29 protein-coding genes are annotated in these 24,905 nt (G+C 44.0%); 13 read left to right on the forward strand and 16 right to left on the reverse strand.

The genetic code is table 11. From position 1 onward, the window contains the following. Together JNK13_07800 and JNK13_07805 are read left to right on the forward strand one after the other, a co-directional pair. Positions 1 to 651 carry a DedA family protein gene (locus JNK13_07800; GenBank protein ID MBL7662639.1) on the forward strand — a complete coding sequence of 217 codons (651 nt, stop codon included), beginning with the start codon at positions 1 to 3 and terminating at the stop codon, positions 649 to 651. Between the two features lie 6 nt (positions 652 to 657). Then, positions 658 to 1,326 (forward strand): class I SAM-dependent methyltransferase, encoded by a 669-nt coding sequence (locus JNK13_07805; protein ID MBL7662640.1) that lies wholly within the window; start codon positions 658 to 660, stop codon positions 1,324 to 1,326. On the opposite strand, the gene JNK13_07810 is transcribed toward JNK13_07805, so the two are convergent. The 10 genes from JNK13_07810 to JNK13_07855 all read right to left on the reverse strand — a co-directional run bounded on the left by JNK13_07810 (position 1,308) and on the right by JNK13_07855 (position 10,759). Then, positions 1,308 to 2,111 carry a cyclase family protein gene (locus JNK13_07810; protein ID MBL7662641.1) on the reverse strand — a complete coding sequence of 268 codons (804 nt, stop codon included), beginning with the start codon at positions 2,109 to 2,111 and terminating at the stop codon, positions 1,308 to 1,310. The two genes, JNK13_07805 and JNK13_07810, sit on opposite strands and share 19 nt — an antisense overlap. Then, positions 2,112 to 2,630 carry a 3-hydroxyanthranilate 3,4-dioxygenase gene (locus JNK13_07815; protein MBL7662642.1) on the reverse strand — a complete coding sequence of 173 codons (519 nt, stop codon included), beginning with the start codon at positions 2,628 to 2,630 and terminating at the stop codon, positions 2,112 to 2,114. It lies immediately after the preceding gene. A 132-nt stretch (positions 2,631 to 2,762) separates the two neighbouring features. After that, positions 2,763 to 3,554, reverse strand: coding sequence for an SDR family oxidoreductase (locus JNK13_07820; GenBank protein MBL7662643.1), 792 nt, complete (start codon positions 3,552 to 3,554; stop codon positions 2,763 to 2,765). After that, entirely contained in the window at positions 3,544 to 4,626 is a 1,083-nt protein-coding gene (locus JNK13_07825) for a tryptophan 2,3-dioxygenase (protein MBL7662644.1), read from the reverse strand. Before JNK13_07825 ends, JNK13_07820 begins: the two co-directional genes overlap by 11 nt. After that, the gene (locus tag JNK13_07830) at positions 4,623 to 6,026 is read right to left on the reverse strand and encodes an FAD-dependent monooxygenase (GenBank protein ID MBL7662645.1); all 1,404 of its coding nucleotides are present in this window, start codon (positions 6,024 to 6,026) and stop codon (positions 4,623 to 4,625) included. The genes JNK13_07825 and JNK13_07830 overlap by 4 nt, the downstream gene beginning before the upstream one ends. A 7-nt stretch (positions 6,027 to 6,033) precedes the next feature. Next, complete coding sequence (gene kynU, locus JNK13_07835) at positions 6,034 to 7,314, reverse strand: kynureninase (protein MBL7662646.1); 1,281 nt, start codon at positions 7,312 to 7,314, stop codon at positions 6,034 to 6,036. A gap of 2 nt (positions 7,315 to 7,316) precedes the next feature. Then, positions 7,317 to 8,342: an amidohydrolase gene (locus JNK13_07840; GenBank protein MBL7662647.1), complete on the reverse strand. Its 1,026-nt coding sequence runs from the start codon at positions 8,340 to 8,342 to the stop codon at positions 7,317 to 7,319. 2 nt (positions 8,343 to 8,344) lie between these two features. Next, positions 8,345 to 8,764 carry a RidA family protein gene (locus JNK13_07845; GenBank protein ID MBL7662648.1) on the reverse strand — a complete coding sequence of 140 codons (420 nt, stop codon included), beginning with the start codon at positions 8,762 to 8,764 and terminating at the stop codon, positions 8,345 to 8,347. 166 nt (positions 8,765 to 8,930) lie between these two features. Continuing rightward, positions 8,931 to 9,083 (reverse strand): hypothetical protein, encoded by a 153-nt coding sequence (locus tag JNK13_07850; protein ID MBL7662649.1) that lies wholly within the window; start codon positions 9,081 to 9,083, stop codon positions 8,931 to 8,933. Between the two features lie 215 nt (positions 9,084 to 9,298). After that, positions 9,299 to 10,759, reverse strand: coding sequence for an aldehyde dehydrogenase (locus JNK13_07855; GenBank protein MBL7662650.1), 1,461 nt, complete (start codon positions 10,757 to 10,759; stop codon positions 9,299 to 9,301). A gap of 116 nt (positions 10,760 to 10,875) precedes the next feature. On the opposite strand from JNK13_07855, the gene JNK13_07860 reads away from it, so the two are divergent. Next, complete coding sequence (locus tag JNK13_07860) at positions 10,876 to 11,262, forward strand: RidA family protein (GenBank protein ID MBL7662651.1); 387 nt, start codon at positions 10,876 to 10,878, stop codon at positions 11,260 to 11,262. Between the two features lie 41 nt (positions 11,263 to 11,303). On the opposite strand, the gene JNK13_07865 is transcribed toward JNK13_07860, so the two are convergent. Next, positions 11,304 to 12,386, reverse strand: coding sequence for a 5-(carboxyamino)imidazole ribonucleotide synthase (locus JNK13_07865; protein MBL7662652.1), 1,083 nt, complete (start codon positions 12,384 to 12,386; stop codon positions 11,304 to 11,306). Then, entirely contained in the window at positions 12,386 to 12,925 is a 540-nt protein-coding gene (purE, locus tag JNK13_07870; protein MBL7662653.1) for a 5-(carboxyamino)imidazole ribonucleotide mutase, read from the reverse strand. The genes JNK13_07865 and purE overlap by 1 nt, the downstream gene beginning before the upstream one ends. Before the next feature lie 124 nt (positions 12,926 to 13,049). Here purE and JNK13_07875 point away from each other — a divergent pair, with 124 nt between their 5' ends. The 4 genes from JNK13_07875 to JNK13_07890 all read left to right on the forward strand — a co-directional run bounded on the left by JNK13_07875 (position 13,050) and on the right by JNK13_07890 (position 14,164). Beyond that, the gene (locus tag JNK13_07875; protein ID MBL7662654.1) at positions 13,050 to 13,337 is read left to right on the forward strand and encodes a hypothetical protein; all 288 of its coding nucleotides are present in this window, start codon (positions 13,050 to 13,052) and stop codon (positions 13,335 to 13,337) included. Between the two features lie 35 nt (positions 13,338 to 13,372). After that, positions 13,373 to 13,600 (forward strand): hypothetical protein, encoded by a 228-nt coding sequence (locus JNK13_07880; protein MBL7662655.1) that lies wholly within the window; start codon positions 13,373 to 13,375, stop codon positions 13,598 to 13,600. Positions 13,601 to 13,605: 5 nt separating this feature from the next. Continuing rightward, positions 13,606 to 13,749 (forward strand): hypothetical protein, encoded by a 144-nt coding sequence (locus tag JNK13_07885; protein MBL7662656.1) that lies wholly within the window; start codon positions 13,606 to 13,608, stop codon positions 13,747 to 13,749. Positions 13,750 to 13,873: 124 nt separating this feature from the next. Beyond that, a complete protein-coding gene (locus JNK13_07890; protein MBL7662657.1) occupies positions 13,874 to 14,164 on the forward strand; it encodes a hypothetical protein in 291 nt (96 codons plus the stop codon). 4 nt (positions 14,165 to 14,168) lie between these two features. Here JNK13_07890 and arfB read toward each other — a convergent pair whose 3' ends face one another. Continuing rightward, positions 14,169 to 14,609: an aminoacyl-tRNA hydrolase gene (gene arfB / locus JNK13_07895; protein MBL7662658.1), complete on the reverse strand. Its 441-nt coding sequence runs from the start codon at positions 14,607 to 14,609 to the stop codon at positions 14,169 to 14,171. Between the two features lie 77 nt (positions 14,610 to 14,686). Between arfB and gcvP the strand changes: the two genes are divergently transcribed. The 4 genes from gcvP to JNK13_07915 are packed head-to-tail and all read left to right on the forward strand — an operon-like array spanning position 14,687 to position 20,087. Next, complete coding sequence (gene gcvP / locus JNK13_07900; protein MBL7662659.1) at positions 14,687 to 17,548, forward strand: aminomethyl-transferring glycine dehydrogenase; 2,862 nt, start codon at positions 14,687 to 14,689, stop codon at positions 17,546 to 17,548. A 2-nt stretch (positions 17,549 to 17,550) separates the two neighbouring features. Further along, positions 17,551 to 18,363, forward strand: coding sequence for a hypothetical protein (locus JNK13_07905; protein ID MBL7662660.1), 813 nt, complete (start codon positions 17,551 to 17,553; stop codon positions 18,361 to 18,363). Then, a complete protein-coding gene (locus JNK13_07910) occupies positions 18,360 to 18,905 on the forward strand; it encodes a redoxin domain-containing protein (GenBank protein MBL7662661.1) in 546 nt (181 codons plus the stop codon). The genes JNK13_07905 and JNK13_07910 overlap by 4 nt, the downstream gene beginning before the upstream one ends. A gap of 24 nt (positions 18,906 to 18,929) precedes the next feature. Next, the gene (locus tag JNK13_07915) at positions 18,930 to 20,087 is read left to right on the forward strand and encodes a M20/M25/M40 family metallo-hydrolase (GenBank protein ID MBL7662662.1); all 1,158 of its coding nucleotides are present in this window, start codon (positions 18,930 to 18,932) and stop codon (positions 20,085 to 20,087) included. 43 nt (positions 20,088 to 20,130) lie between these two features. On the opposite strand, the gene JNK13_07920 is transcribed toward JNK13_07915, so the two are convergent. The 3 genes from JNK13_07920 to JNK13_07930 all read right to left on the reverse strand — a co-directional run bounded on the left by JNK13_07920 (position 20,131) and on the right by JNK13_07930 (position 22,626). Continuing rightward, entirely contained in the window at positions 20,131 to 20,655 is a 525-nt protein-coding gene (locus JNK13_07920) for an OmpA family protein (protein MBL7662663.1), read from the reverse strand. Positions 20,656 to 20,809: 154 nt separating this feature from the next. Then, complete coding sequence (locus tag JNK13_07925; protein MBL7662664.1) at positions 20,810 to 21,265, reverse strand: type II secretion system protein; 456 nt, start codon at positions 21,263 to 21,265, stop codon at positions 20,810 to 20,812. A gap of 206 nt (positions 21,266 to 21,471) precedes the next feature. Next, positions 21,472 to 22,626, reverse strand: coding sequence for a pyridoxal phosphate-dependent aminotransferase (locus JNK13_07930; GenBank protein MBL7662665.1), 1,155 nt, complete (start codon positions 22,624 to 22,626; stop codon positions 21,472 to 21,474). A gap of 39 nt (positions 22,627 to 22,665) precedes the next feature. Between JNK13_07930 and JNK13_07935 the strand changes: the two genes are divergently transcribed. Beyond that, positions 22,666 to 23,688: a hypothetical protein gene (locus JNK13_07935; GenBank protein ID MBL7662666.1), complete on the forward strand. Its 1,023-nt coding sequence runs from the start codon at positions 22,666 to 22,668 to the stop codon at positions 23,686 to 23,688. After that, positions 23,688 to 24,887 (forward strand): D-alanyl-D-alanine carboxypeptidase/D-alanyl-D-alanine-endopeptidase, encoded by a 1,200-nt coding sequence (gene dacB, locus JNK13_07940; protein ID MBL7662667.1) that lies wholly within the window; start codon positions 23,688 to 23,690, stop codon positions 24,885 to 24,887. The genes JNK13_07935 and dacB overlap by 1 nt, the downstream gene beginning before the upstream one ends. The last annotated feature ends 18 nt before the right edge of the window (positions 24,888 to 24,905 follow it).

A 24,905-nucleotide genomic window follows, 5' to 3' on the forward strand; every position in this document is an offset into this window, starting at 1 on the left:
ATGGATTTAAGTTTTAACCCAGTTGAGTTGATCTTGCACATCGATAAGCACTTGCAAGAAGTTGTTAATTTTTGTGGTCCCTGGACCTACGTAATTCTTTTCTTGGTGATTTTTTGTGAAACAGGATTGGTGGTCACACCTTTCTTGCCTGGCGATTCATTACTTTTCGCAATTGGAGCGCTTGCGGGGATTTCAGTTTTAGATATTAAAATCGTGATTCCACTTTTGTTTGTTGCTGCAGTTGTTGGTGACGCTGTAAATTATAGCATTGGTCGCTATCTTGGTCCTGCCGCATTTGATCATCCTAAATTAAAACCTTTCTTAAAGCCGCAATACTTACGTAAGACCGAGGAGTTTTATGAACGCTACGGTGGCAAGGCAATTGTGATTGCCCGCTTCGTTCCGATCGTTCGAACACTCGCGCCATTTTTAGCTGGCGTAGGTAAGATGAACTATAAGAAGTTCTCTTTTTACAATATATCTGGTGGGGCTGTTTGGGTACTCTCGCTGACAATCGCAGGCTATTTATTTGGTGAATTGCCGATCGTAAAAAATAATTTTGGTCTTGTCGTGATTGGTATTATTATCGTCTCTGTGATGCCAGCTGTGTTTGAGTATATTAAGGCATCTCGTGAGGCACGAACGGCTTAGTAGAAGATGAAACGTATTCTCGAACCTGAATTAATGGAAGATTTAGCGCAAGCCTCGGCATATCACTATGCTAATTTCAGTGAATCGCATGGTCGCAGAGTTGAAATCTTTAAGCAGTGTTTCCCAGGGGTAAAATTAGACAAAAAGGTTCTAGATTTAGGTTCTGGCTCAGGCGATGTGTTGTTTCGATTTGTCCGAGCGTTTCCTGAGGCAGGCTTTATTGGCGTTGATGGTTCAAGGGCAATGCTTGATATTGCAAACTCTGAGATTGAGAAGGATGCAGATTTGCTACGCAGAGTTACTATGCATTTAGCGACCATTCCTTCGCCAAGTATCCCTAGATTCCCCTATCAATTAGTGATGAGTCATAGCTTGTTGCATCACTTGCACGACCCACAAGTGCTTTGGGATACCGTCAGAACATTTACACCGAGTGGCGGGGCTATTTTTATTGCTGATTTGCAGCGCCCAGCTTCCGTTGAAGCAGCAGAAAAAATTGTCGAAGAATTATCTGCTAATGAACCTGAGGTGCTTAAACGAGATTTTTTTAATTCGCTTTGTGCTGCTTTTGAGCCAGAGGAAATTTATGAACAACTTTGTAAAAGTGGGCTCGAGCATCTAAAGATTGAAGCAGTTGGGCCAATCCACCAAGTCGTCTATGGCAGGCTCGGATAAAGAATAATTCGCGAAGGTGCGGCATCTGTCTTGAAGTGGGGGATTTGGATTGCAACCAAGTAATTCCCATCTTTAATGCTTTCAGGCACGTAAACCATTTCTGTAATTGTGGCATCCCTGCGTTCACCTGAGGTAAGCTCTCTTACCCCTGGAAGTACATTCCAAAAAATTCGATGATTACTGAGTAGTCCCTGATCGGCAGCACGATCGACTGAGGGGAGATCCACTAAGAGATGTCTTACTTTACGCTCAACGATAAACTGCATGGCCTCATTTGTGAAAAATGGCGCAGCTTGAATGCTGTAGTTGCGCGAACATTTCGTTTGGTCGTTAGGCTGTGTGCGGATGATCAGTGCCGAGGTAGTAGCCTCTGAGTTTAAAGCGTCCTCCAATTGTTGACGAGTGATTAAGCGGTCGTCAGCTTCAATTGTTGGCAAATAATGCTCAACTGTTGTTGTCTCGGGAGTTACAGAAATTAATTTAGCGTTAAAAGTTAAGTCTAGGCCGAGCACATCACAGATGGGAATTGCGTCTGAGAGGAGATGCGCAATACTTTCAGTGTGGGTGCCATTGCAGTGCGTAGTTAAGCTATATTGCTCGCAATTGAGGTAGCCACCACGACTAACTGAAGCGATGAAATTTTCTGCTTGAAGTGGTCGAGCGGTTGCGAGCTCGGCCCCATAAGCATTGGGTTGCAGACCGTTGAAATAAAGTGGAATTGAAATTTCAATTCCCTCGCGCAACTGACGATCGCTTAAAATTCCTTTTGCATCTGGGCTACTCACTCAGACAGCCTTTTGAGGAGGCTCCATTACTGCGTTACAAGCCTGACAAGTGCGTTTTGTGGAATCACTATAAAAGCGCTCGAACACTGGAGGTAATTGCGTAACGATATTTGTCAGATGAAAATATTCATCGTGCAACTTGGTATTGCATTTTTCACAGTACCACTGCACGCCATCATCTTCATCCTCCGCACGCTTGCGTTCAATCACCAGACCGATTGTGTTTGGACCGCGCTGTGGTGAGTGGGGAATGCGTGGAGGTAATAAAAACATCTCGCCCTGCTTAATCTGAATATCACGAGGTTTGCCAGCTTCGATAATCTTAAGGACAATGTCGCCCTCAATTTGATAATATAACTCTTCACCTTCATTGAAATGATAATCTTTGCGGGAATTTGGTCCACCAACAATCATGACAATAAAATCTGTGTCTTTGTAAATTGTTTGGTTGCCAACCGGAGGTTTGAGGAGATGACGATTCTGGTCAATCCATGTGGTTAGATTAAATGGCTGCAACATAAATCCCTCCCTTGTTTAGAGGCTTGAGTTTAACAGGAAACGTTAATGGAAATCAATGCTCATGGGGAAACAAGAAAGAGATGAATTTTTTGGTAATTAAATTTACTCACACGAGGTTTAATTACGATGCACTCACAGTGCAGAAGTACGGCCGCCGTCAACCGGGATACTAACACCTGTAATGTAACTTGCTTGAGGAGATGCTAGGAAGGCAATCGTCGCGGCAATTTCTTCAGGCTTACCGAAACGCCCCATTGGAATTTCTAACTGCATTTCACTTTCAATCAGCGCTTCACTGACCGATCGTTTTTCGGCTTTGTTCTTAATCAGTGCTGTTAAGCGGTCAGTTGTGGTTGCTCCAGGTAAAATATTATTTACAGTGATACCATAACGCGCAACTTCCATGGAGAGCGTCTTTGACCAACTTGCCATCGCGCCGCGTATTGTGTTTGAGACTCCAAGCCCAGGGATTGGCTGCTTGACTGAAGTTGAAATGATATTAATGATTCTTCCGTAATTTGCAGCACGCATTCCGGGGAGTAAGCGTTGGACTAAGCTGTGGCTACAAAGTAAATGCGTTTCAAAGGCGCTTTTAAAAGCATCAAGCTCAGCATTTAGAATTTCACCAGCTGCGGGTCCACCGGCATTATTAATTAAAATTTCAATCGGCTTGGCAAAGAGATTTGCGTTTGCGCTAAGTGCCGTTTGTAGAATTTCTACTTTAGTTAAGTCGGCGGTGATGTAGTGATGCCCGGTGCCTGGGAGTTCGCGCAGCGTTTGCTTTAAAGTTTCTTCACTGCGTGCAAGTAAAATAACCTCGCAGCCAAGACTGGCCAGTTCAATTGCTGCAGCTTTGCCTAGTCCTCGCGACCCGCCACAGACTAGTGCTCGCTTTCCCTCAAACCGATATTGATTACTGCTCATAAGTGTATATAAATCCTAAGCTGCGCTCTATTGTAGCTGGTAGTTTGGGTAGTTGCGAGCGCGGAATAAAGAGAGTTGTGATACTCATTAAATCTTTGAACACACGATGCGCTTCAATTGTTTTTATCAAATAGTCATAGCCTGAGGACCCTCCAGTGCCAGGCTTGGATCCGACCATGCGCATGACCATTAGCGCGTGGCGGTAACGCCAATGTGCCAATTCTCCGTCAATTCGCGAAACAGCTTCTAAAACTTTAAAGGGTAAGTGCACGATGGGCTCATCGCGGTAGAGAGAAATAAACAGTGCCGCAAGCATCGCACGGTAGGAGAATTTGCGGTTTCCAGCTGTAACTTCTTGATTGTGAGCATTTTCATCGAGTACGGTTGCAAACTGTCGGTTGATTTCAGTAATCCGCTTAAGGCGGATTTCTTTTTCATATCCAGCACATTTTTGTATTTCACACATTTCCTGCTCAACTAAAGACTTTGTTGCCTGCGCGAAAGCATCAACAAAAGAATAATCCTTAGATTTAATGAAGGGCATGCGCTCGAGCCAGGTTTCAATCACCGTAAAAAGTGTTGGGGCACTTTCTGCATCTGCGATTTGCTTTCTCTCGCCCTCAACTAGGTCGGCATCGACCGGACGATTGTTGTAAAGCAAACGTTCACTGCGCTTTAGGCCAAGCTTGGCCTCGATTAAGCGAAACTGGAAACTTTGAAACCCCGATGCGCCTACAAGTAGATTAGCAAAATCTAAAAAATCAAGTGGCGTCATTGTTTCCAAGACTTCAATTTGCTGGATAAAAAGCTTTTGAATTTCGGAGATGCGATTAAGGCGAGCATAGGCAATGCCAATATTACGCTCGTCGATAAAGTTGCTCTGGAACATTGACACTACGGAATCAAACTCAAATATAATTTGCTTCATCCAGAGTTCGAAAACTTGGTGCACGGTAACAAATAACATTTCATCGTGGGCAGGCTGATTGGTTTTGAAGCTAACCGGATGCTGGATTGATAGTAATTCAGGGATTTTAAGATACGAAGAATAATTGAAACGTTCAGTGCTCATATTTTCCTATTATCTTTTTTTATATACTCAGCAAGTACGGGGCTAAGTTCAGTTTCAATTCGAGAACGAGCATACTTAATATCAATTTGATCGTATTTGCCAAACTTTTGGCGAAATTCGGTAAGTAAACGATTTTCGATTTTGCCTGCTTCAAGTGCCACGCTGTATGGGACCTGGCTAAAACTTACAAGTCGATAGCGTGAAACATATAAATCCGGGAATTCGCGCTCAATTACTTTCTCAATTTGACGCTCGGCTTGAAAATACTCATCGGCAACACGGTCACGCATTTCAATGAAATTTTCTTCAGCTAAGTCAGCGATTGCATCTGTATTGATTTTCCGTCGCTGTTCAAGCTGGTTGAAAGCGCTTTCCCAATTTGCGCCAACAGTCTCAAGTATTGAGTCGAGCACCGTTAAATCTTCAAAGCCTGCATTCATGCCTTGGCCAAAAAAAGGCACAATTGCATGTGCCGCATCACCGAGTAGTAAGCACTTACCAGTGTGTCGCCAAGGCAAGCATTTTACTGTAAACATTTCTCCAGTCGGGTTAGAGAAGAAATCTTCACAAAGTCCGGGAAGCAATTTTACCGCGTCCGGGAATTCGTTTTGGAAAAAATCCTCAACGGCGCTTGTCGTTGTAAGTTGCGCAAAACTGACCGGTCCTTGAAAGGGAAGAAACAGTGTCGCTGTGAAACTGCCATCTAAATTGGGAAGAGCAATCAGCATGTATTGGGAACGTGGCCAGATATGTAGAGCATTTTTTTCAATCAAGAATTTATTGCCATTTGTGCCAGGTGGAATGACTAATTCTTTGTAGCCGTAGTCAATTTTTCGTTCACTTAAATTTGCACCTGGCTGATTAGCTAAAGCTCGACGTATGGCTGAGGCCGACCCGTCTGTCCCAAAAACTGGAGCACGGGAAATTTGGAAGGTAGTTTTTGTCTGGAGATTCTCACACTCAAGAGTTGAAGTCTCAAGCTCGTATTTCGTTACACGGGTATTAAAATGGAAATCGACCTTTCCTGTATTTTCTGCGGCACTGAGTAGCATTTTATTTAACTCACCACGTGAAATCGAATTAATTGCTTCACTGGAGTCTAGCCCGTAAGGATAAAAATGAGTTGTTGAGTCTTTTAAATGCACCATCCGACCCGGCATCGGTATTGCAATTTCTAAAGCTTGTTGTTTAAGCCCAGCAAGTTCCAAGGCATGCAGTCCGCGCACGGAGACGGCAAGATTAATCGAGCGACCACGGTCAATTACTTCTTTACGCATGTCGGGGCGACGTTCAAGTAAGTCTACTGTGTAGCCGCGCTTGGCGAGAAATACTGCTAAGAGCGAGCCCACTAAGCCCGCACCGATAATTATTACATCACCTTGAAAATTTTCTTTAGACATTTTTGTATTAGGCGTTAGTATATTCTCGCAAAAGCATTACAAATTTATAGACGTCTTGGTATGAGTTATAAAGCGGTGTCGGTGCAGCGCGCATAATGTCAGGCTCGCGAAAATCGCAAATTACACCACTGGCCTCTAGGCGCTTTTGAATTTCCCGAGGACGACCTTGCAGCCGCAGCGAAAGTTGGCAACCGCGGCTCTTTGGGTCGCGAGGTGTGACAATCGTGCAGAACCCTGGCGGTAAAATTGTTTCGAGTAAAAATTCTAGGTAACCAGTAAGACGAATGCTTTTTTCGCGGAGTGCATCGATTGTCGCAGCTTGAAAAATTTCTAAAGAGGCACGTAATGCTGCAAGCTGTAAAATCGGCGGGTTACTCAACTGCCAAGTCTCAGCGCCGCCAATGGGAGAAAACTCAGCTAACATTTTAAAGCGAATTTCTTTGTTATTTCCCCACCAACCTTCAAAGCGAGGGAGTTGTGCATCGGCGTGACGCTCATGCACAAAGCATCCAGCGATTCCTCCCGGCCCCGAGTTTAGATATTTATAACTGCACCAGGCCGCAAAATCGACATTCCAGTCATGTAAATTAAGTTTAATATTTCCTGCAGCATGTGCGAGGTCGAAACCAACCAGGCAACCTTTTTTATGGCCTGCCGCAGTAATTGCTTGCATGTCAAAGGCTTGGCCACTGAGGTAGTTAACTCCACCAAGGAGGATCACCGCAATTTTGTCACCTTGCTTCTCGATGAAATTTAAAATGTCTTCGGTGCGAAGAGTTTCTTCTCCCACACGTGGTGTTAACTCAACCACAGCACTCTTTGGATCGTAGCCATGGTAGCGTGCTTGCGAAGCAACTGCATATTGATCGGAGGGAAAAGCGTTACTTTCAATTAAAATCTTAAAACGTTCAGGAGTTGGTCGATAAAAAGATACGAGTAAAAAATGTAAATTCGCAGTTAAGGAATTCATGGCGACAACTTCAATTGGTTTTGCTCCGACAACGTGAGCGAGTCCCTGCGTGCAAAATTCATGATAGGGTAGCCAGGGGTGACGTGCGCGGAAATGTCCCTCAACTGCAAGATTCGCCCAGTCTTCAAGCTCTGCTAAGACACAGTCTTTGGTTTTCTTTGGCTGTAATCCAAGTGAGTTTCCTGTGAGGTAAAGTGTTGTTTGCCCAGAGGCTGTTTGTGGAAAATGAAATTGGTTGCGAAAGTCTCTTAAGGAATCCTGTCGATCTAGTTCTAGTGCGCAGCTTTCAGTTGCTTCAAAATTAATGATTTCTGACATAGCTATTTTCCTTGATGGCCATAGAGCCAAATCAAAGCATTATCTGTGAGTAGTTTACTTTTAACTTGAGCGCTAATCTCAGTTAAACCCTCGATTAATTGGCCAGGTTGATCTTCTCCTAGCGGGAAAGGGTAATCACTGCCAAGCATCACGTTACTCTCTCCAAAGAGCTTTACGATCTGTAATAATGTTTGAGTATCGTGGGTTAAAGAATCAACGTAAATTTTATGCAGTTGCTGGCGCGGTGAAATTTTAGTTTCTGTGGCAACTAGGTCAGGGCGACAGTAAAATCCCTTCTCGATACGCCCTAACATTCCGGCAAATGATCCTCCGCCGTGAGCAAAGGCGAGGCGCAGGGTGGGAAGTTTCTCGTAAATGCCGGATAAAAGCAGTGAGCTGATGGCAACGGCGATTTCAGTCGGCATGCCGATTAACCAGGGGAACCAAAATTTATTCATGCGCTCCGGAGCCAGCATGTCCCAGGGGTGAACAAAAATTGCAGCGTTAAGCTCTGCTGCTGCTTGAAAAAAAGGAAATAGTTTTTCTTCGCCGAGATTGGTTCCATTCACGTGCGAACCGATTTGAATGCCAGCTAGTTTGAGCTCTTTAATGCAGCGCTTCAGCTCATCAATTGCAAGTGCAGCGTCTTGTAGCGGCACGGTGCCTAGCCCTACAAACCGGTCAGGGTAATTGGCTACAGTTGTTGCGATTTGATCATTTAAGAATTTACTGACTTCAAGTGCATCCTTGGGTTTGGCCCAGTAACTAAACATCACAGGCACAGTTGAAAGCACCTGTAAGCGGATTCCAGATTTGTCGCAGTCGGTAATACGTTCAATTGGGTCCCAGCAGTTGCTTTGAATATCTCTAAAATGCGTACCGTCGTCACGGATCATGCGAGCCGTGCAGGCCGAGCAATGATCGAGTTCGATAAACCCGCCGTAACCAAAGCGTGATTTAAATTTAGGGATCTCACGCGGCAGGATGTGAGTGTGCACGTCAATTTTATGTAAATTTAAATTACTCATTTTTATTGATCAATTGTCGCAATGCATTTTAGCTCGATTGCAATTGGGGTAGGTAGCGAAAGCACCTCAATGGTTGTGCGGCAAGGTGGTGAAACTTTAAAATATTCTGCCCAAAGACGATTGTAGATCGGAAAATGTTCCTGCATATTCGTAAGATAGACTGTGACGTCAACTAAATTCTCCCAGCGACTACCGGCAGCTTCAAGAACTGCGCGCACATTTTTAAAGACTGCATGGCATTGAGCTTCTATATCTGAAGACAAAATCTCGCCATTGCCACCAAGCTCAACGCCGGGGATTTTTTTACTCCCGCGTTCGCGTGGCCCGACCCCTGAAAGAAAGAGCAAGTTACCAACACGTTTTGCATGCGGGTAGTGACCCACGGGTTCAGGTGCTTTGGAAGAATGAATTGCATCTGTCATGGAAGTGACAATTACACGTGGCAAAATCCCAAAGCAAGTTAGCTATATAAAGTGTTAAAAATCCAGGATTAAAAGAAGGGGAAGTTCTCACGCGAAAAAACGCTATATAACCGGTAGGACAGTATCACTACTGTCTTTAAGAACTTCTTACCTTCATCGCGATCGGTCAAATGCGAGTTGCGCGTTGACTAAGGATTCCCCCAATACGGGTTTTAATTTGGCTGACGACTTCGTCGACAGTACCGTATTCTGTTGTATATCCGCCTTCGACACCGAGTTCGCTGAAAAGGTTGCTCAGGGCGTTTTCGGTCGGTTCCATATTGTCCCGTATGAACTCTAATTGCTTGGAGGTCAGATTGGCTAGCCCAGCTAGCACATCGTCAAGTTTCGTTATCATTTATTGTTCTCCTGAAGACTGGCTTTAGTCATTCCTTAAAGTTTTCGCCTTAAGGAATAACTGAGAGTCTTCAGACCTAAGAAAATAAAACCTGAAATCGTGAGAACTACCCAAAAGAAATTTTAAAAGAACAACAACTAGTAACTAATGCAAATACTTTTAGCTTCAGTAAAGAAGTGCAGTGCTTCCACTCCACCCTCACGCCCAACGCCACTTTGCTTAACTCCTCCAAAAGGAGTCCTTAGATCTCTAACCATCCAGCAATTAATCCAAACTAACCCTGCTTCAAGAGCAGTTGCTACGCGATGGGCTTGTGAGATGTCCGTGGTCCAGACTGAAGAACTTAAACCATAGGCTGTGCCATTTGCAATTTTAATGGCTTCCTCTTCGGTTTCAAAGGGAATTAAGGTTGCAGCTGGGCCAAAGATTTCTTCTTGGTTAGTGCGGCAGCTTGGATCGAGCCCTTCAATTAAAGTTGGCTGATAAAAATAACCTTTAGCACAACGGCCTGGAACTGTTGCGGGCTGGCCACCACAGAGAATTTTTCCACCTTCACTGCGGGCGAGATCAATTGCTGCAGAAACTTTCTCAAAGTGCGCCCGAGAAACTAAAGCACCTTGGTTAGTATCCTCTAACAGCGGGTCACCAACTTTTAAGGCTTTAACTTTTTCTAAGAGCGCTTCTCTAAATTTGGGGTAAATTGATTTTTCGACAATAATTCGTGAACCGCAGAGGCAAATTTCACCTTGATTATTGAAGGCTGCTCTTAATGCTCCAGTCACGGCTTTTTCGAAAGTTGCGCTAGCGGAAGCCACGCTGGCAAAGACAACCGTTGGATTTTTACCACCCATTTCCAGGGAAAGTTTTTTAAATTGAGTGGCAGTGCTTGCGGCGATTGCTGCTCCAGTCTTAGTGCTGCCAGTAAAAGATATTGCTTTAATCTTCGGGTGGGCGGTTAGCGCTGCGCCAGCGCTCAGGCCAGTGCCGTGCACTAGATTTAGCACACCCGGAGGAAGCCCTGCTTCTTTAACAATAAAACTCAAAAGATGAGCAGTCATTGGAGTTACTTCTGACGGTTTAGCCACCACAGTATTTCCAGTGATTAGTGCCGGAGCAATTTTCCAAGTGAAAACATAGAGCGGTAAATTCCAAGGAGAAATTGTGCCGACAACTCCCAAGGGGCTGCGCGTGGTCCAATGCATCGCTCGAGGTTCGTCTGAATAATAAGCCTCCGAGGCAGCTTGAGAAATTGTATCTGCAAAGAAAGAAAAATTCTTAATACTTCGTGGAATATCAACGCTGCGAGCTAGTGAAACTGGTTTCCCGTTATCAATTGATTCGGCACGAGCAAGTTCTTCGTGTTTTGCAGTTAAAATATCTGCAATCCGACGGAAAATTTTAGCCCGCTCGATACCTGGAGTTTGTGACCATTGGGGAAAAGCAAGTTCTGCAGCTTCGACAGCTAGTGCAACGTCTTCTGAATCTGAATCTGGCACAGTAGAATAAACTGTGCCTGTGGAAGGGTCTTCGTTGGGCAGAGTTTTTCCGCTCAAAGCGTTTTGATGTTTTCCGCCAATAAAATTTTGTATTGTTTCCATTGTTTTCAAATAGCTATATAAACCCACTTATAGCAAAGATACAGTTTATACTTTCCTTATCTTAGTGGCCGTGACCCAATAGCAAAAATGTATAGCAAAAAGAGAGGGCTAATTCTATGAGTCGTGAATTACTGAAATCAACTAAGTTTTATGCCCCTAAATTTCGTTATACACCCTGCGTCAAAACTGGCCCCTGGTATACTTTATCAGGGATGGTGGCAATCGACCCAACGACGGAGAAACTTGTCAGTGGGGGACCATACGCAGAGACAAAACACATTTTAAGCTTGCTTCAAGCTGGCAGTAGCGAATGGGGACTGACTTTAAACCATTTGATTCAGGCAAGAATTTATACGACTAAATTCGATCAATTCCCGGAAATCAATAAAGCCTGGGAGGAGTTTTTTACGACAATTGACCCTCCGGCGCGAACCTCAATTGGAGTTGCAGCTCTGCCACTGGGGGCTACGGTTGAAATGGAATTTTCCTTCTACGCAGCTTAGTCGACCCGGGTGCTACTTACCAACGAGCGATCGATAAATTCTTACTCGTTTCGTAAGACTTGCTTGATTTGCTCAACTACGGCGGTGCATTCAGATTGTAACTGAGTGACTACGGTAACATGTCCCAGTTTTCTACCTGGACGCTCTTGCTTGCCATAAAGATGAATAAAACTCGAGTTGATTTTCTTAAGTGCTTTTAAGTCCGGATGTTTGCCGATAATATTTAACATTGCACAAAATCCAATAGCTTCGGTGTCGCCAAGTGGTAGATCGCTAATCGCGCGAAGATGATTCTCGAATTGACTCGTTTTAGCTCCTTCAATCGACCAATGGCCAGTGTTGTGGACTCGCGGAGCAAGTTCATTTGCATAGAGTTTGCCTTGCACTTCAAACATTTCGAGGGCCAGCACTCCGACATAGTTTAAGCTTTCAGCAATTGCTCTCACGTATTGTTGGGCAGAGTCGTCTTGGGTCTTAGAAACGTTTGCTGGTACGGTAGTTTTAAATAAAATCCCTTCAGTGTGGATGTTTTCTACGAGCGGGTAGAATTTCATTTCACCGCCTTCAGCGCGCACGGCAATTTGAGAGAGTTCGCGAGTGAATTCGATAAATTTCTCGGCGATGCTTGGGCCTGTAATTTGTGCTGCCTTTAGATCGTTTGCTGATTTTACTACTTGCTGCCCTTTGCCGTCATAGCCAAATTCGCACGTTTTAATGACAAATTTATCACCAAGCTTGGCCGCTGCGCGGGGCAGATCGAAATTGCTTGAAAGTTCAAAAAAGTCAGCGGCGGGAATTCCAAGTTTGGCAAATAAAAGCTTTTCATTAACTCTATTTCTGCCAACCGTAAAAGCATCAGGATTGGGTAAAACTGGCTTGAGCTTTGCGAGGAATTTTAAGCTTTGCGTGGGCACATTTTCAAATTCACAACTAATTACATCAACCAGCTCTGCAAACTCGGTGAGTAGTTTTGGATCCTCATAGCTGCCGCAAAGATGCAAACCCTGGGCACGGGCAGGTGCGTCTGGGGCAGGATCGAGGAAAACAAAGGTGTGGCCAAGAGATTTCCCAGCTAATGCCAGCATTTGACCTAACTGACCACCGCCGAGAATGCCAATTTTCATTATCTGCCTTTTGCGGTTTTTCTTTTCTTGGTTGGATTTTGCTTGGTACTGCGTGGGTCAGGATTTTTCAAGACAGCTTTAGTTTGAACCGCACGAAACTTAATTAATGCGCTTTTAATTTGCGGGTATTTGTTACTTAGAATCGCTGCTGCAAGCAGTCCTGAATTTGCAGCACCGGCTTGCCCAATCGCCAGCGTCCCAACTGGGATTCCCTTAGGCATTTGTGCGATTGATAATAAGGAATCAATCCCGGCGAGAGTACGGGATTCTACGGGAACGCCTAAAACTGGGAGATGAGTTTTTGCTGCAGTCATCCCAGGTAGATGCGCCGCTCCGCCTGCTCCGGCAATAATTACTTCAAGGCCGCGGTTGTTAGCTTGGGTAGCATACTTATAAAGTAGGTCTGGAGTGCGATGAGCGGATACGACCTTAACCTCATAAGCAACTTTCAACTGATCAAGTATTTCCGCAGCGCTACTCATCGTCGCCCAATCAGATTGCGAGCCCATAATAATGCCCACCAGTGGTTTTTTACTCATCGAAGTTGACCCTCAAGCTAGAGGTAAAGAAGCTATAATGATTCAAGGTAAATTTCAAGGAACTTTGCTGAAAGTATCGAAGATAGTGTATTTTGCTTTTATTCTTTTTGGAGGTTTAGACCCGATGAAAATATCTGTAGCTTTAATCAGTTTAACGAGTTTCGTCATGCTAAGTTTTTCAGCATGTATTCAGCGTTCAGAAGGCCCAGCCGAGAAAATGGGACGAGGTGTTGACGTTTTTATGAGTGGTGTTGAAGACATGCGCGCCAAGGATCGAGCTGCAAAAGCAGAGGAAGAAAAGGATCAGGCACGCACAACTTACAATCGTAACAACGATACTGATCGTACGGATACAAGATACGAAGACCCTTCAGATTACTATCGCCACCCAGCACCAGAAGGTAGGTACTAAATACTTGTAACTTATAAATGGATGAATGCTTGAACATGCGAACAATTGAAAATGATTATAATGAAGCCTTGGATAAACTTGGCCCGATTTGGCGAGTTGAGCGAACTTGCAAGCTGTACGATGCGATACGGGAAATGCTTGCGATTCAGATCCAAACAATGAACCCAGGCTTATCGTTAAAGGAATTGAAAGGTAAAATTGCAGAACGCATGTATATGTCTGATATAGAAACTTTAAAATTAATTCAGTTGGCTGATAAGTAATATTTATGGAAGATTTCAAGGAGACTTTGGTTAAAACTTTGAATGTACTAGCTGAGCTTGGCATTCCCCATTTAATTACTGGTGGGTTGGCTGCTTCATATTATGGAGAGCCGAGGTTTACCCAAGATATTGATATCGTAAAAGATTGATCCGAAGAATCCGATTGTCGACCGACTGATTGCGCTATTTTCTGCAGATTTTATTCTTTATCCTGAAACAATTAAAGATGCAGTCAGCAGGCAATCGATTTTTCAAGTCCTAGATAAGCAAACAATGATTAAAGTCGATTTACATGTTGGTGAGAACGTGCCGGGAGAGTACGAACATGTAGTCAACGTTGAAATTTTATCCGGCGTTTATGGACCGTTGATTTCTAAAGAGGACGCAGTCCTTTCAAAGCTGCTGTGGATCAAAAAAGGTAGCCATAAAAGTAGGCAAGATGTTCAAATGATTTTACGTCGAAAAGAGCCAATTGATTTGAACTATCTGGTAAAGCAAGCAAAACTATTATCTGTTTTCGAATTACTTAAAGAACTTGATGGCGGGGTGTTGATAGTCGAATAAAAAATTAATCTTCGAATTTAACTTTTCCGCGCATTTTTTTCTTTTTTCCGGTCAAGGTTTTTTGATTAAGCCTTTGTGCTTTTGAACCTAAGCTCGGTTTGGTTTTTTTGCGAACCATGGGACGATGCAAGGCTTGGCGTATCAGCTTGATAAATTTTTCTAGACAATCTTCCTTGTTGCGAATTTGGTCACGAAAACGGTTACTGGTGATAATTATTTCTCCGGCCAAACTGAGTTTTGTTGCGGACGAATTTTGAATTAATTTGCGCTGTAAAGCACTCAGGCATGGAGAATGAAAAACATTCCAACGTAACTCAGCCTTAGAATTAGTTTTATTTACGTTCTGCCCTCCTGGTCCAGAACTGCGCACATAGTTAAATTCTATTTCCGCACGTGGAATCTGCAGAGTTGAGTTGATAACAATTCTATTTGATGCCTGGGCCATTTGCTTAGCGTTTGACTTGCTTGCCTAAAACATACATTTTTTGACTGCAATTGAGTAGCTAAAAGGTAGTTATAAATATGTCACTTTCTATGCCATTTTCCCAACAAGCAAACTTTGCCAGTCGCCACATTGGGCCACGTAGTAATGAGTTGAGCGAAATTTTAAAAGTTATCGGGACAACATCTCTTGAAGAGTTAATCGATCGAACAATTCCAGCAGCGATTCGAATTCAGCGTAAACTCGATTTACAACCTGCACTTTCGGAGACCGAGGCTTTGGCATTACTACAAAATTATGCCAGTGAAAACCAGGTTTTTAGATCGTTCCTCGGAATGGGTTACTATAATACCCACACGCCACTTGTGATTCAAAGAAACATTCTAGAGAACCCAGGTTGGTATACACAGTACACTCCGTATCAAGCAGAAATCGCACAGGGGCGTCTGGAAGCTTTAATTAATTTTCAAACCATGGTTTGTGATTTAACGGCAATGGAAGTTGCGAATGCCTCGCTACTAGATGAAGGAACAGCTGCCGCAGAAGCGATGCAAATGAGTCATCGTGTTTGTAAAGACCAATCCCGGAATAAATATTTTATTTCTACGCACTGTCATCCGCAAACTATCGCTGTAGTAAAAACCCGTGCCCAGGCATTAGGCATTGAGGTGATGATCGCCTCTGAAGATAACTTTAAGGTCGACAATTCGTTTTTTGGCGCCTTGATCCAATATCCTCGAACAGATGGGGCATTGGGAGCGCCTGAAAACTTTATTCAAGCCGCACGTGCCTGCGAAGTATTAACCACAGTCGCTTCAGACTTAATGGCACTGTGTTTGATTACTCCGCCAGGTGAATTTGGTGCTGATATTGTTGTGGGCAATTCCCAACGTTTCGGCGTGCCACTTGGATTCGGTGGACCACACGCAGCTTTTTTTGCAACAAAGAATGAATACCGCAGGCAACTACCAGGGAGACTTGCCGGGGTTTCTAAAGACCGTTTTGGTAATCCAGCTTACCGCCTCACATTGCAAACACGTGAACAACATATTCGTCGCGAAACAGCGACAAGTAATATTTGCACAGCACAGGTGCTACTTGCTGTGATGGCTAGCATGTACGCAGTTTATCATGGACCTGAAGGTTTGCGAGAAATTGCAACAACTATTGCCACGCAGACTAAAAAACTGAGCACTGCTTTGAAAAACGCAGGCTGTAAAATCTTAACAGAGAATGTGTTTGATACAATTTGCGTGGCACCTCCCCAGGGAACTTCGGTGTCGACCGTGATGCAGCGCCTCAAAGAAAAGAAAATAAATCTGCGCAATCTTAACCAGGACTTTTTCGGAATTTCTCTCGACCAGACTACGACTGCAGGGGATCTTGTCGACCTCGTCTGGGCCTTAACTGGAAGCACAATCAAGCTCCAAGCCGGAAGTGAATTGCCTTTTGAGCAAAAGTACCAACGCAAGTCTACATATTTAAGCCATCCTGTTTTTAGTAAATACAGATCAGAAACTGAAATGTTACGTTATATTAATTGGCTCCAAGATAAGGATTTATCGCTAACGCATTCGATGATTCCACTTGGATCTTGCACAATGAAGCTGAATGCAACTGCACAGATGGTTCCTGTTACATGGAAGGAGTTTGCTTCGATTCATCCCTTTGCACCTGCCGACCAAACACGGGGCTATCAAAAACTTTTTGCTGACTTAGCAAGGGATTTGGCAACGGCAACAGGTTTTGCTCGTGTTTCTTTGCAGCCAAACTCAGGCGCGCAAGGTGAATATGCCGGGTTGATGGTGATTCGTGCCTACCTGGAGCAGCGCGGAGAAACAAAGCGCACAATTTGTTTAATTCCAGAATCTGCACACGGCACAAATCCAGCGAGTGCCGTGATGGCTGGATTTAAAGTTGTGCCTGTAAGTTGCGACGATTCAGGTAATATTGATTTAGGAGATCTTAAAGCTAAGGCCGACCAGTATCGTGACACGCTAGCAGCAGCGATGGTTACTTATCCCTCCACTCACGGTGTATTTGAGGAAGGCATTAAAGAGTTATGCCAAATTATTCATGCCGCAGGTGGTCAAGTTTATATGGATGGAGCGAATTTGAACGCTCAAGTTGGATTTACTAGCCCGGGAGATATCGGTGCAGATGTTTGCCACTTAAATTTGCATAAAACTTTTTGTATCCCACATGGTGGTGGCGGCCCAGGGATGGGACCGATTGCCGTCGCAGAGCATTTGGCGCCATTTTTGCCAGGGCATCCAGTGGTTGCCTGCGGTGGAGAAGCTGCAATTGGACCAATTAGCGCAGCTCCTTGGGGCTCTGCGCTGATTCTTACGATTCCATGGGTCTATATTAAGACTATGGGTGGTGAAGGATTAACTGCAGCAACTGCCATGGCCATTGCTAATGCAAACTATCTAGCCAAACGCTTAGCCCCGCATTATTCCATGCTCTATCAAGGCAAAAATGGTTATGTTGCGCATGAGTGCATTCTGGATTTACGCGAATTTAAGCACACTTTGGGAATTGAGGTTGAAGACATCGCCAAGCGCTTAATGGACTATGGATTTCACGCTCCAACTGTCTCTTGGCCAGTTCCGGGGACATTAATGATTGAGCCAACTGAGAGCGAATCTAAGGCTGAGCTTGATAGGTTTTGCGAAGCGATGATTGCGATCCGCGGAGAAATTCAAGCAATTGCCACAAATAAGTTTGACCTTCAGGATAATCCCTTGAAAAATGCACCACATACGATACTCGAACTAAGTTCAAATCAATGGAACCATCGGTATTCACGTGAAGAAGCAGCTTATCCGGTTGCGAGCTTGCGCACACAAAAATTCTGGCCTGCCGTTGCACGGATTGATAATACCTATGGTGATAGAAACTTATTTTGTAGTTGCATTCCGATCGGAGAATATCAATAATAATGCAATTTTCACTGCGCTTGTTCGCGGGAGTCTTAGCTGTTGCAGCGCTAGCCTTTACTGCTGGTCTGATTTGGGCCCGAATCAATACTCCCTTGTGCATTGAGCAAGTGCTTGAAGATCCACGCCAACTAAAATCAAGCGCAGCAGAGGACGCTAAACCCGATCACGATTCGGATCGCTCAGGTTCAGCAGTGCAGGCAAATCAAGCAGACCTCACAGGGGATCATGTAGAGTTGAAAGAAAAGTTTAATCAAGATCTTGCAGCCGGGGCTAATACCGATTTTGCCTTACGTCGCTTAAAAATTCTGCAGAAGTTTATTACAGTCGATGCTAAGCAGGAAGTCGAATTGCTTGAGGTCTTTCGTGGTAAGAGTAACAAGCAACTCGCTGATATAGTTGGTGAAGATCAGGCCAAGTTTTATCGTGAACAGGTTGAGCAGTCATTTAAAAAGTCAGAGTATGAAGGAATTGAGAAAGAGCAATTTTATTTCACTCGCAAATTGGCCTTGGCACCTCAGCAGGAAGAAGCTCTGCGTTCAATCTTATTTTCAACAGCTGCAGCGAATGCAGAACTCTTCGCGAGCGCAGATCATCAGAAATTGAGCATGCAGGAAAAGGTTAAGCTTTTCCTTGCTCAAGAGCGAAATCTAAGTAGTGCTCGAGATTCACAATTTAAAAAAATATTGTCCAAAGAGCAGTATCTGCGCTATCTCGAGTTGAAATCTAACTCTGCCTCTTCAGACTTAGAACTTTTTCACGATAGCGCTGACGTCAGCACTCAAATGAAGGCAAATAATGAGGGTATCAAATGAAGCATCTTAATAAACTATGGTTACTTGTGTTCCTACTCCCCAGCTTTTCAGCTTGTGGCGGGGCAATTTATGGTATGGCTAATGCATTAAGCTCTTCAACCGCGATGCAAGACCAACCTGCACCAGAATTGTATCAAGGTCGCTGGCTAAATTCAGATGCATTGTCACTAGCGAGTTTAAGCGGAAAAGTTGTGTTGATTGATTTCTGGAGAAGATCTTGCCCGCATTGTCGTAAAATGTCTCCCCAGCTGCAGTCCTGGCATAAAACTTATGGCAAGTCTGGATTGGCCGTGATTGGCATTCATACCCCGAATTCTAAAGACGACACGTCATTTTTATTGCTTCAGCAGTATGTGCTTGCAGAGGACGTTAGTTATCCAATTATGACAGATAATTCTGGCAAGAATTGGGAGAACTTCAAAATGGAATACTGGCCGACAATTTACTTGATCGATCGAAAAGGGATCATTCGTTATGTGCAAGTCGGCGCAGGAAAATATGAAGAAACAGAGGCAGAAATTAAGAAATTATTAGCAGAGTAAGGCGCTGAGCTAGGATTCGCATTTATGTTGCAGGCTGAAATTGGAAGCGCAATTAAGGCTTTAGAAATGTGGTCGAATGAAGTTTTTCAAGAGCTTGTTTCGACCAATAGTTTTTCTGAAAATTTTCCTGGCGTATTAGCCGCACAGAAAATATTAGAACGAGAATTGTCCGCTGCTGGTTTGGTATGCGAATATTTACCATCGACTGATTCTGCCAAGCATTTAGTTGCCAGGAATAATTCAGCGCAGTCATCAGCGAAAAGAATTGTTCTATCTTGTCATGTGGATACCGTTTATCCACCCGAAAGCTGGAGTGGTGGGCTTGAAGTTATCGATCGAGATTGGCTACTTGGGCCTGGTGCTGCAGACATGAAGGGCGGGGCGATCGTAATTTTACTAGCCTTACGTGCGATTTCCTCCTTGAAATTGATCGATAAAGTTCCAATTATGGTGATCAGCAATGCCTGCGAAGAGCGTCCCTGCAGCGGGTTTACCAATTTAGTTAATCAACTTCGTGATCAGATTAAATTTGCCTTAGTGTTTGAGGCAGCGCGAAAAAATCATGGGGTTGTGATTGCTCGAAAGGGGAGAGCTTGGGGAAATCTAACGATTGAGGGTATCGAAACCCATGCTGGTAACGACCCGCAGGGAGGAATTAGTGCGATCCTTGAGGCTAGCCGCATTATTCTTGCCTTGGATCAGCTCAATGATTATGCAAATGGCCTGACTTGTAATGTTGGCTTAATCCAAGGTGGAACTGTTGCGAATACGATTCCAGGATTCTGCAGTTTTGAATTTGAACTCAGAGCTAATACTCAACGGGACTTGAAGTTTTTAATTAATTCGATCACTAAATTTGATGGCAGAAGGGATTCTGGTGCAATTGTTAAAGTTAATGTCAAATCTGAGGGAATGCCCTTAGAGGAGAATCAATTATCGTTAGTTATTTTTAATTCATTGAAATCTGTTGGAAAAAATTGGCAGCTTAACTTAGAACTCTCGCCACGTGTCGGAGGCTTGAGCGATGCGAATTATTTTGCCTCTGCTGGAATCTCTTCAGTAGATGGACTCGGCCCATATGGCGAGAATTTTCACGTGATTGGCAAGGAACGCGTGCTGGTTAAGGAAATTGCACAACGTGCAGGCTTAGTTGCGGAGTGGCTGATTACTCAGCAGGCATAGCTGCCAGAATGCTTTAAGATTCAGGCAGCTATCTTAAAATGGCCTATCCGTTAGTCTTTTCAATCGCAAAATGAGCGCGACGGTTTTGGTAGAAGGCATCTTCACTAGCACCTTGAGCAAGTGGAATTTCTTCACCATAACTAACTGTGCGAAGTTGAGTTGAAGGAGCGCCATAATTTACAAGCGCTGACGCTACGGCTTGGGCACGACGCTCCCCGAGCGCCATATTGTATTCATTTGTGCCACGGCTATCGCAATGACCTTCAACTGTGATTGTAAACTCAGGGCTAGATTTAATCTGCGCAGCATATTGTTCGAGCTTGGTAGTGTATTCCGAACTAACTGCAGAGGAATCAAAATCAAAATGAACGTCTTCGAAAATGCTTCCGCCTTCAGCTAGTGGAATATTTCCAGAATTTGCTCCGCTGCCCCAACGATTACCTGCAGCTAAATCTGCCTCGGATAGATTGCCATTAACGGCATCTCCGCCAGGCTGGTTTTTTTTAGAACAACCAGAGATCAGAATAGTTAATGTGATGATTGTAATCAGTGCGATGTGTCGTTTCATATCTGTGTGCTACCTACTGCTGTTAAGAAAATTACTAGGATTGTTTTCCCAAAATACTAAATCTTAGGCAAGCGGTAGCAAAAGCCTGGGAATATGGCTACAAATAAATTACCTGAAATATTGAAATTCCTACTGCGGATCTAGCACTCCGGATCTAGCAATGTGCAGTCGCTTGGTGCTCAAGTGTGGAGATTACACCACCACAGGTTTTCACCCAGGCCATATACTGATCTGCTCCACAGGCATAGGTAATGAAATTTACAGCGTGTGATTCGGAGCTGCCATCTGCGCACTGCACGAAGATACCATGAATTTGTACATCAACTGGGACAACCATGCCGGGCAAGGCATTTGCTAAGTCACCAGCTAATGGTTCACCGAATTGTCCAGACCAGTCATCAATTAGCGCAATTCCTTCAATGCTTGATGAGCCAGCTTCGATTGCTGTTAGTCCGTTACGCTGTGCGACTTCAGCTTTGCCATACTCAGCTGCGTCAGAATAAATTTGTAGCGAGGAAGTCATAATGCCAGCAAGAACGCCGAGTATGCTGGTGATTACCATGAGCTCAAGTAAGCTCCACCCCGATTGATTATTGATACGCTTAAACATGTTATACCCTCGACCCCTGAAGCACCTTTTGTTATTTGTCTCACCCGCAACTAAGAACATAGAGTTATTAGTTGCATACATATCTTACTGATTTTTAACTAAGCAATTCTCGTACCACTAGGAGTTATTTCGGCACGATCTGAATTTAGCTTGAGATCTCAAGCTAGTAGAATAAGTTATTAACCAAAGCACTGAAGGAAAATGTCTCAACTAGTTAAGATCGTGTCAGATATTGTCTTAATTCCCGACTCTAAATCTGCTAAATTGGCTAGGATTGATAAGAAAAGATGCGACTGATACCGGTCGCCGTAGAAATAACCTGGATGGACCAAAATCCCACGCCCCAGCAGGCTCAATGCAAATTTTTCACTGTCGAAGTTTTCAAGCAGCACTTTCGGAAAAAGAAAGCACCCACCATCAGGTAGTGGGCAATCTAGTTCGGGGACGCTTGAGAGTAATTGCTGAGCTCGAGTAATATTTTCCTGGCAACGCTTATGGAGCAACTCGGTCCACTTGGAGCCCTCTGGGCTAAATAATTCGATAGCGATATTTTGCACTAAGTAACTAGCACTCAAGTATGTATCATTCAAAAATGCAAGTCGCTGGAGATATAAATCTTTGGCAACTTGATTCATGGCGATCCAGCCAAGCTTTAAGTCCGGCAAGCCGAATTGCTTAGAAAGACCACCGAGATGGAAAACTGGCCGGTTCTTGATTAAGCTGCCCGCATGTTGTCTCGGGTTAGTGTGCCATTGATATGGAAAGAATACCTGATCAGCAATCAGCGCTACTTCTGCAGGGACTAGTTCAAGCAAGTCGCTCTTCACGACTGCGCCAGTAGGATTATGTGGAGAAACTAAAATCACGGCACGCGCCTTAGCATCGTAAGCCTGCGCTATTCTTTCAGGGCAGTAGTTTAAAGTTAAATCGAGCGTAAAACTTTTTGGCTCGACTTTGGCATCGAGCGCAATAATTTCTGTGAGTGGATAACCGACGGCGGGCGTTAGGATTTTATCGCCAGCATCGCAAAGTAAGGTGAAAAGTAGGCGATACGATTCCGATGAACTTGAAGTGATCACAATTGATTCGGCAGTTATTTCTTCCAATCCACCTGAACGCCTGTAATCAGCGGCAATTTTTTCACGTAACGCAAATAGTCCCTGCGGATCGGGCTGATATTTGCGCGTTGCTAGATAGTGGGTGGCTGCTTGCTCTAGCACTGACTTGGGAAAAGCTAGTCCGAGGGCTGCAAAGTCACTATTAGATAAATCAAGTAAGCGCCTTTTAGAGCGAAGTGCTTGCTGCTTGGCTCTTTCAATTGAATTTGGTTCGAGATTTAGTGACGAAAATATGCCAGGCATGTTCTTTCAGCTTTGAACTATACGTTGTAAGATGATTTAATGCCAAATTCAATTTTTATAGCAGAACCAGAAAACTTGTCACTGCTCAATGACGAAATTAAAGCAACATTAAGCCCGCGGAAAGTAGAGAAAATTTCCGAACGTGCACTGCTGGTGAATCATAGTAGTTGTAAGAATCAGCCCTTATTGGCATTTGCGAAGCAAGTTCTACTCGAAGTCGATCAGTTTTCAGCGCCAAGCGTTTCCAAGGCAGCTAATTTTTTATTTCAGCTATTATTGGCCAGAGAAGAGTTGAAGCGGCCACTCTACCTCCATGTTTTTGATTTGTGGCGTGGTGTAACTCGCAGAAGTGACTTGATTCGTAACGAGCTATCGGAGTTACTTAAACAGAAAAGGCGCTCGATTTATAAAGACCTTGCCGGTGAACCATTAAGAACCGAGGAGTTTTCCGTGTTGCAACTTGCACTGGCGAATAATGAAGCTGGCTACGTATCGCTACAAAATTTTGTCCAAGGTCAGCCACTCTTTGATTGCGTATCTAAGTATCCTGGAGGCGATCTCAAGCTAGCAATCGACAAGAATCCGCCTTCGCGCGCTTATCTCAAGCTCGTTGAAGCTCAACTTCGATTTGGGGAAGCGCTGAAAACTAGAGATACTGTGTTGGACCTAGGGAGCTCTCCCGGCGGCTGGGCATATGTGGCACTGCAAGCTGGAGCAAATGTGATTGCAGTCGACCGTTCAGAGCTTCGTAGTGATTTAATGCGTAACCCCAGGTTACAATTTCATGCACAAGATGCCTTTAAGTTTGTGCCAGAGGCGCAAGTAGATTGGCTAATTTGTGATTTAATTGCTTTTCCTGAGAAAACTTTAAAGCTACTAGAGCTGTATTTAGAGAATAAATATTGCCGTAAGTTTATTGTCACACTTAAGTTTCGTGGCAATGAGGATTATCAAATCCTGAGTGCTGCGAAAAAAATTGTTCGTAAGTTTACTTCACGATGTTATGTTGGCCGGATGCAGTCAAATAAGAATGAAGTAACTCTTTGTGGAGAGTGTTTTTAATGCTGCGTTATTTTTTAATTTATTACTTTGTTGCCATGCTTGTTGTGAGTGAAAAAGCTGTAGCTGACCCAGTCAGTGAGATTCGTGCTCTTTTAGGTAATGGCGGGCTTTATGCAGAAACTTCAGCAGGTAACGTAGTCTTAAACATTCGTGGCAGGGAGCAATTCATCCCAGCCTCTGTGCTTAAGGTTCTGACAAGTTTTTGTGCGATTAAATTTCTTGGATTAGACTATCGTTTCCGCACTGAGTTTTACCAGGATTCAATGGGGAATTTAAGCATTAAAGGTTATGGTGACCCCAGCTTAACTTCGGAAGAGATAAAATTTATCGTTGAGCAATTGTCCTCACGTCTACGCGAAGTAAAAAATATTATTGTCGATACCAGCAGTTTCGCTCCGAAGATTAAACTTGATGGTTCTGCTAACTCTTTGAATCCATACGATGCACCAAATGCGCCGCTGGTTGCTAATTTTAATACCGCACTAGTCAAGCGCTTTAAAGCTGGAGGAGTTATTTCAGCTGAGCCGCAGACTCCACTGACTGAGATTAGTCGTAATGCCGGTAGAAACGTGAGTAGTTCTCCGCAGCGCATTAACCTAGGGGGAGATGAGGTGCTGAGTGCGAAGTATTTTGCAGAACTACTACAGACATTCTTAGCTGCTCGAGGAATTAATAGTTCTGGTAAAATTGAGCTTGGTGCGCCCGGGGAGGGTGCGCGTTTAATTTACGTGCATAACTCCAAGCCACTCAGTGAAATCCTTAAAGGTATGCTTGAATACTCTACGAATTTTACAACCAACCAAGTTTTTCTCAGTTTGGGCGCGCAACTTGCGGGCTATCCGGCAACTCCACAAAAAGCGCGCGAGGCAATTAGTCAGTGCCTGACGAAGTTTAACCTACAAGGTCCGGTGGTTGAAGAAGGTTCGGGGCTTTCGAGGAAAAATAAAATTTCCCCTCAGCAATTAGTTGCTGTGCTTAAGCAGTTTTCCACATATCAGAATTTATTAAAATTTGACGCTGGGAAGTTCCGTGCAAAGACAGGAACGCTTACCGGCGTGACAAGTTACGCGGGCTATTTTCAAAGCACACTTGGACAGGAAATCCGCTTTGCTGTGATTATTAATGATACCCTGCCAGCAGAGCGGAGGTTACAAATCGCAGAAATATTATATCGCTACGCTTCAACTAAGGCCAAATAGTCTTTAAAGCTTAGCGTG

The sequence above is a fragment of the bacterium genome (assembly GCA_016786595.1).
GTDB lineage: Bacteria > Bdellovibrionota_C > UBA2361 > SZUA-149 > JAEUWB01 > JAEUWB01.